Origin of the sequence: Pseudoroseomonas ludipueritiae, from assembly GCF_014490445.1 — a bacterium.
In the GTDB taxonomy this organism is placed as follows: Bacteria; Pseudomonadota; Alphaproteobacteria; order Acetobacterales; family Acetobacteraceae; genus Pseudoroseomonas; species Pseudoroseomonas ludipueritiae.
The window spans coordinates 1-6,785 of sequence record NZ_JACTUZ010000200.1; the positions used below are offsets into that span (position 1 = coordinate 1).

Annotated in this window: 6 protein-coding genes; 4 read left to right on the top strand and 2 right to left on the bottom strand. The window is 69.7% G+C overall.

Features of this window, described 5'->3' with window-relative positions:
• Positions 1-173: 173 nt before the first annotated feature.
• From IBL25_RS23525 to IBL25_RS23535, 3 genes are read left to right on the top strand one after another with little or no spacing between them, the layout of a single operon-like run.
• The gene (locus IBL25_RS23525; RefSeq protein WP_187780908.1) at positions 174-827 is read left to right on the top strand and encodes an ABC transporter ATP-binding protein; all 654 of its coding nucleotides are present in this window, start codon (positions 174-176) and stop codon (positions 825-827) included.
• Positions 796-1,983 (top strand): capsule biosynthesis protein, encoded by a 1,188-nt coding sequence (locus IBL25_RS23530; RefSeq protein ID WP_238940620.1) that lies wholly within the window; start codon positions 796-798, stop codon positions 1,981-1,983. The genes IBL25_RS23525 and IBL25_RS23530 overlap by 32 nt, the downstream gene beginning before the upstream one ends.
• Positions 1,973-3,802, top strand: coding sequence for a polysaccharide biosynthesis/export family protein (locus IBL25_RS23535; protein WP_187780909.1), 1,830 nt, complete (start codon positions 1,973-1,975; stop codon positions 3,800-3,802). The genes IBL25_RS23530 and IBL25_RS23535 overlap by 11 nt, the downstream gene beginning before the upstream one ends.
• An 84-nt stretch (positions 3,803-3,886) precedes the next feature.
• Here the strand turns inward: IBL25_RS23535 and IBL25_RS23540 are convergent, their stop codons facing one another.
• Positions 3,887-4,231, bottom strand: a complete 345-nt coding sequence (locus tag IBL25_RS23540; protein ID WP_187780910.1) for a hypothetical protein — start codon at positions 4,229-4,231, stop codon at positions 3,887-3,889.
• A gap of 248 nt (positions 4,232-4,479) precedes the next feature.
• Here IBL25_RS23540 and serA point away from each other — a divergent pair, with 248 nt between their 5' ends.
• Positions 4,480-5,763, top strand: a complete 1,284-nt coding sequence (gene serA, locus IBL25_RS23545) for a phosphoglycerate dehydrogenase (RefSeq protein ID WP_187780911.1) — start codon at positions 4,480-4,482, stop codon at positions 5,761-5,763.
• A 250-nt stretch (positions 5,764-6,013) separates the two neighbouring features.
• Here serA and IBL25_RS23550 read toward each other — a convergent pair.
• On the bottom strand, positions 6,014-6,785 hold a 772-nt coding region (locus tag IBL25_RS23550), incomplete at its 5' end, for an ATP-binding cassette domain-containing protein (RefSeq protein ID WP_187780912.1).

Consider the following 6,785-nt stretch of genomic DNA (forward strand, 5'->3'; position numbering starts at 1 on the left):
CCCTCTCGTTCATGTGCACGAGGCGATGCGCCATGCGCAGTGGGGCGACCTGATCGTCGCCCACTACGACATCCCCTATGTGCTGCTCTGGATCCTGATCCTGAACTTCATGGGCATCACCGCGCTGCGTGCCGCGCGCCCCTATGTAACCACCGACTGACAGGGCCCGGCCGATGATCGAGCTGATCGACGTCTGGAAGAGCTACCGCAGCCACCGCACGGGCCTCCAGAACCAGATCCTGCGCGGGGTGCACGGGCGCATCCGCAAGGGCGACCATGTGGGCATCCTGGGCCGCAACGGCTCCGGCAAGTCCACCCTGATGCGGCTGCTGAGTGGCGTGGACAGCCCCACCCGCGGCGTCATCCGCCGGGAGATGAGCATCTCCTGGCCCATCGGCGGCAGCTACGGCCTGCAGACAGTGGCGACGGGTGCGACCAATGCCCGCTTCATCGCTCGCCTTTATGGCACGCCGGTGCAGCAGACTCAGGACTTCGTGGAAGAATTCGCGGAGCTTGGCCGTTACTTTTACGAACCTGTGAACACTTATTCATCCGGCATGGTCAGCCGTCTGCTGATGGGCCTGTCCTTCGCAGTGGACTTCGATTGCTATCTGGTCGATGAGGCGCTCTCGACCGGTGACGCCCGCTTCGCCGCCAAATGCCGCCACATGCTGGAAGTGCGGCGTGAGAATGCGGCAATGATTCTTGTGTCGCATAACGCACAGCATGTGCGCCAATACTGCGATACGGCTGCCATCCTGCGGAACGGCATGCTGGAATTCTATGAGGATGTCGATGAAGCTATCGCCGCCTACCAGGGTCTCTGACATCCCGCTTTCCGCCGGGCGGATGCGCCCTGTCGCCGTCGCCCCAAGGTCGGCACTGCTGCGGATGCTGTGGCGGCGACGGTTCTTTCTGCTTCTGGTGGGGCTGCCGACCCTGATCGCGGCCATCTACCTCTATGGCATCGCCGCCGGGCAATATGTCTCGGAAGCGCGCTTCGTGGTGCGTGGGCAGCAGGATGCGCGCGGCGGCTCCTCCTCCCTGGGTGAGATGCTGGGCGCCGCCGCCGGCTTCAAGCAGGTGCCGGCCGAGGCCCTGACGGTGCGCGACTACCTCGAATCGCATGACGCGATCGAGGCGCTGAAGGAGCGGATCGGGCTGGTGGAGCTCTACCGCCGGCCGGAGGCCGATTTCCTGGCGCGGCTCTGGAGCCCCAACCTGCCGGCCGAGCTGATGGAATTGTACTACCACCACATGAACAAGGTGGTGGTGGACAATACCGGCGGCATCACCACCATCCGCGCCCGCGCCTTCCGGCCGGAGGACGCGCAGCGGGTGGCTGAGGAACAGCTCCGCCTGTCCGAGGAATTCGTCAACAAGCTCTCCGCCCGCGCGCGTGAGGCCTCCGTCAACTTCGCGGAAGGCGAGCTGCGGCGGGCCGAGCAGCGCGTCATCGCCTCCCAGGCCGCCATCACCGAATGGCGGCAGCGGGAGCAGGCGGTGGACCCGGTCAGCCTGGCGCAGATCAACCAGGCCGGCTTCGCGGCGCTGGAGAAGGAACTGAACACCGCGCGCACCGAACTGCAGGAGAAGTCCGCCTTCATGCGGCCGGACAACCCGCAGATCGCCACGCTGCGCAACCGCATCCGGGCGCTGCAGACCCGCATCCAGATCGAGCGCGACCGCCTGACCACGGGCGCCGAGGCGCTGCCGGAGCGGATCTCGGTCTTCGAGCGGCTGGCGCAGGAGCGGGAATTCGCCAATAAGCAGCTTGCCTCCGCCACCGCCTCGCTGGAGATGGCGCGGATGGAGGCGCAGCGTCAGCAGCTCTTCCTGGCGCGCGTGGTGCAGCCCAATCTGGCCGAGTACCCGCTCTATCCCCGGGCGGCCATCTTCCTGATCAGCTTCTTTGCCGTCCTGTCGATGCTCTACGGCGTCGGCTGGCTTCTTCTCGCCGGGGTCCGCGAACATGCGCTCTAGTCGCCGCCTTACCGCTCTCCTGACAGCGCTGGCCCTGGCCGTCGGCGTGGCGCCGGCCCCGGCCGGCGCGCAGCAGAACGTGTACCAGCAGATGCTGGAGGCCCAGCAGGCCCAGCAACAGCAGATGGGTGGGCAGGGTGGCCAGGCAGGGCAGCAGATGCTGAACTCGCCGACGCCAGGGCTGATGACCAGCGGTGGCATCCCGCAGCAGCAGCAGGTGCCGAGCCTGCTGGCGCCGGATACCACCGTCAACCGCGCCGGCAGCGCCACCGAGGCGGAGGCCGGCGCCACCGCCCAGGGTCCGCTGGCCGAGCCCTTCCGCTATCCCGGCCCCAGCCGCACGGTCTTCGGCGCCGCCCTCTTCGCGCGCGGCGCGCCGACGCCTTCCGACAGCGGCAACCCGAATTACCGCCTGAGCCCCGGCGATCGCGTCAGCGTCCGCGTCTGGGGCCCGATCGAGACCGAGGCCATCGGCGCGCTGGACAACCAGGGCAACCTCTTCCTGCCCTCCATCGGCCCGCTGCGCCTGGCCGGCGTCCGCGCCGGGGACCTGCAGCAGACGGTCGAGGCCGAGGTGCGCCGCATCTATACCCAGCAGGTGCAGGTCTATGCCGTACTGCTGGCCGCGGGGCGCCTGGGCGTCTATGTCACCGGCTATGTGAAGCTGCCGGGCCGCCACATGGGCTCGGCCTCCGACACGCCACTGGACTTCCTGCTGCGGGCCGGCGGTGTGGACCCCGCGCGCGGCTCCTACCGCGACATCACTGTCAACCGCGGCGGCCGCACCGTGCACCGCATCGACCTCTACCCCTTCCTGCTGCGCGGCAGCCTGCCGAATGTCACCTTGCAGGATGGCGACACCATCGTGGTCGGCAAGCAGGGCGCGACCATCTCGGCCGATGGCGCGGTGCGGAACAACTACCTCTTCGAGGTGGATGGCCGCTCCATGCAGGGCCAGGAGTTGATCGACCTCGCCGGGCCGCTGCCGGCGGCCACCAATGCCGTGGTGCGCGGCACCCGCAACAGCCAGCCCTGGTCCCGCTACGCCACCCTGGCGGAGCTGCGCCGCCTGCCGCTGCTGGACCAGGACGTGGTGACCTTCATCACCGATGCGCCGGCGCCCACCGTGCGCGTTTTCGTGGAAGGCAGCCGCATCGGCCCCTCCGTGCTGGTGGCCGGCCGCGACGCCAATCTCTGCCAGCTGCTCGACTATATCGAGGTGAACCCGGCGCTGGCCGATACCCGCTCGGTCTATATCCTGCGCAAGCGGCTGGCGGCGCAGCAGCTCCGCTCCATCAACGAGGCGCTGGACCGGCTGGAGCGGCAGCTCTTCACCGCCGCCTCCGCCACCACGGGCGTGGCCGAGATCCGCACCCAGGAAGCGCAGCTGGTCTCCAGCTACATCCAGCGCGGCCGCCGCATCCAGCCGGAAGGCCGGCTGGTGGCGGTGAACGACCTGGGCCGCTGCGCGCCCATCCGGCTGGAAGATGGCGACACCATCGTGATCCCCGAGCGCTCCGACACCGTGCTGGTGGGCGGCGAGGTGCTGAACCCCGGCGGCGTGGTCTGGCGTGAGGGCATGACCATCCGCCAGTACCTGGAAGCCGCCGGCGGCGTGACCCAGCGTGGCGACGAGGATTCCGTGATGATCCGCCGCGCCAGCGGTCAGGTGATCCTCGACCCGCGTGAGGGCCCGCGCCCGGGCGACGAGCTGATCGCTCTGCCGCAGCTGGGTGCCAAGAGCTTCCAGATCGCGCGCGACCTGCTGCAGCTCATCTACCAGACCGCCCTCACCGGCTATTACGTCGGCCGCCTCTGAGGCGCGGATACGAAAAAGGCCACCGGGGCAACCCGGTGGCCTTTTTTCATGCGCGGCGGCCAGGGGCCCGCAGGCCCCGCGGCATCAGGCGGCGTGGCGCTGCGCGGGGCGGGCCAGCAGCACAGCCTCGGCCCAGGCCGGGGCCTCGGCCAGCAGGCGGTCGATCTGCGCCGGGGTCATCGTCTCGGCATGCTCGCGCGCGGTGGTCAGGCGCGGGTTCCAGCTTTGCGCCGCGGCAGGCACGGCCACCTCGCCGGGCAGCGAGCCTTCCTGCACCATCTCGGCCACGCGGCGGATGGTGGAGAGGATGCGGGCAGCGGCCTGCAGGCGCAGGCGGTCGGCCAGGTCACCCTGGGTCAGGTCAGTCAGCGCGTCGAGGGTCATGCGCCGGCGGGCTGCCGGCGGCAGGGCAAAAGTCTCAAGGGCCATGGGGGCTATCTCCAAACGCGTCGATCCCGCTTCTTGCACGGCGGGGGTCGCGGATGCGGGACATGGCCGCATCGGCCATCGGCCGCAACACCCGCATCCCCGGGTAAGGCGCATGGGGGCCATGTCCTACCCGGCTCAGCCTTTGGCACGGCGCTTTCCGCGCCCTGCCCATGTCTTCCCGAACGACACGGCACGTCCCGCGGTTTCGCACTTCTCGCGCGGCAATTTCGGGGGCATGGAAGCACGCCATGCCGAATCACACCGCACCCAGCCCCGCCATGCCGCTGTCGAACCAGCGCATCTCCCTGCCCAAGGAGCGCATCCGCATCCTTCTGCTGGAAGGTGTCTCCGACACCGCCGTCAGTCTGCTGGCCGGGGCGGGCTACACGAATGTGCAGCGCGAAACTAAGGCGCTGGAAGGCGAGGCGCTGAAGGAGGCGCTGCAGGGCGTGCATCTGCTCGGCATCCGCTCCCGCACCCAACTGACAGCCGAGGCGCTGCGGGCGGCGGACCGGCTGATCGCGGTGGGCTGCTTCTGCATCGGCACCAACCAGGTGGACCTGGCCGTTGCCAAGCAGCTCGGCATCCCGGTCTTCAACGCCCCTTTCAGCAATACCCGCAGCGTGGCGGAGCTGACGATGGGCGAGATCGTGATGCTGCTGCGCCGGATTCCCGACCGCTCCCGCTCCGCCCATGACGGCGGCTGGGACAAGTCGGCCGCCAACAGCAAGGAAGTGCGGGGCAAGACGCTCGGCATCGTCGGCTATGGCAATATCGGCAGCCAGCTCTCGGTGCTGGCGGAAGCCTTCGGCATGCGCGTCATCTACTACGACACCATCCCCAAGCTGGGCCATGGCAATGCTGTCGCCGCCGCCTCCCTGCACGACCTGCTGGCGGCCTCCGATGTCGTCACCCTGCATGTGCCGGAAACGGACCAGACCACCCACCTGATCGGCGCCGCCGAGATCGCGGCCATGCGCCCGGGCGCGCTGCTGGTGAACAACAGCCGCGGCAAGGTGGTGGACCTCGATGCCCTGGCCGGGGCGCTGAAGTCCGGCCATCTGCTCGGCGCCGCCGCCGATGTCTTCCCCGAGGAACCGAAGCGCAACGGCGAGCGCTTCATCACCCCGCTCCAGGGCCTGCCCAACGTCATCCTGACGCCGCATATCGGCGGCAGTACGGAAGAGGCGCAGGAACGCATCGGCGAGGAGACGGCCCGCAAGCTGTCGGACTATTCCGACACCGGCGCCACCCTGGGCGCGGTGAACTTCCCGGAAGTCACCCTGCCCGCCACCACGCGCGGCACCCGCTTCCTGCATGTCCACCGCAACGTGCCAGGCGTGCTGGCGGCGCTGAATGAGGCCTTCAGCCGCTTCAGCCTGAACATCAGCGCCCAGTACCTGCAGACGGACCCGGAGATCGGCTACGTCGTGGTGGATGCCGACAATGTCATGGACCCCGAAGGCGTGCTGGCCGCCTTGCGCGAGGTGCCCGGCACCATCCGGGCGCGGCTGATCTACGAGCGGCATTGAGGAGACAGGCCAGGGGCGCTGCCCCTGGACCCCGCTTCGAGCCTTTCCAAAGCTTCAGGGCGCTTGGCCGAGTGCCAGCCGGCTGGGCTGAAAACAGTCAAAAGCTACCGGGCTGAAGCCACAGTCGCTGGAGGCCACGGGCCTCCAGCGAAACCACCGCGCCGCACCTTCAAAAACAGATGGCGGGGTCTGGGGTGACACTGTCACCCCAGCGGGGTGGTCTGGAGGGGCAGCGCCCCTCCAGCCTCCCTCACCGCATCGCCGGAATGGCCCGCCCGGCGATCAGCCGAAGGATGCGCGTCGGCCGCTCCACCCCCAGCAGCCGGTGCGCGATCAGGATCACGCTGCGGCCCTCGGTGGCGGTGTCCAGCGTCTCCAGGAAGGCGCGCTCGGCCGAGGGGTCCAGCCCCGCCGCCGGCTCGTCCAGGATCAGGATGCGGGCGGGGGAGAGCAGCACCCGCGCCAGCGCCAGCCGCCGCCCCTGCCCGCCCGAGAAGCGCGCGCCGCCCTCGCCGCAGCCGGTCTCCAGCCCTTCCGGCAGGGCGCGCACCACATCACCGATGCCGGCGCGGTCCAGGGCGCGCCACAGCGCCTCGTCGCCCGCATCCGGCGCGGCGAGGCGCAGGTTGGCGGCGATGCTGTCGTCGAAGAGCCGGGCATCCTGCGTCAGGCAGGCGATGCGGGCGCGAACCTCGTCATGCGCCAGGGTGGCGATATCCACGCCGCCCAGCAGGATGCGGCCTTCCTGCGGCGCCGCCAGCTTCAGCAGCAGCGCGGCCAGCGAGGACTTGCCAGCACCCGAGGGGCCCAGCAACGCCAGCCGCCCGCCTTCCGGCAGGTCGAGGTCGAGGCCGGTGAAGACCGGGTCGCGGTCGGGGCGCCAGGCGAAATGCAACCCCTCCACCTTCAGCGCGTGGCCTTTGGGCGGGGCAGTGGGGGTGGTGGGCTCGGCCACGGGCGGGGGCGTGTCGGCGGCCTCGAAGAGGCGGCGGGCCCCGGCGCCAGCGGCGGCCAGGGCGGTG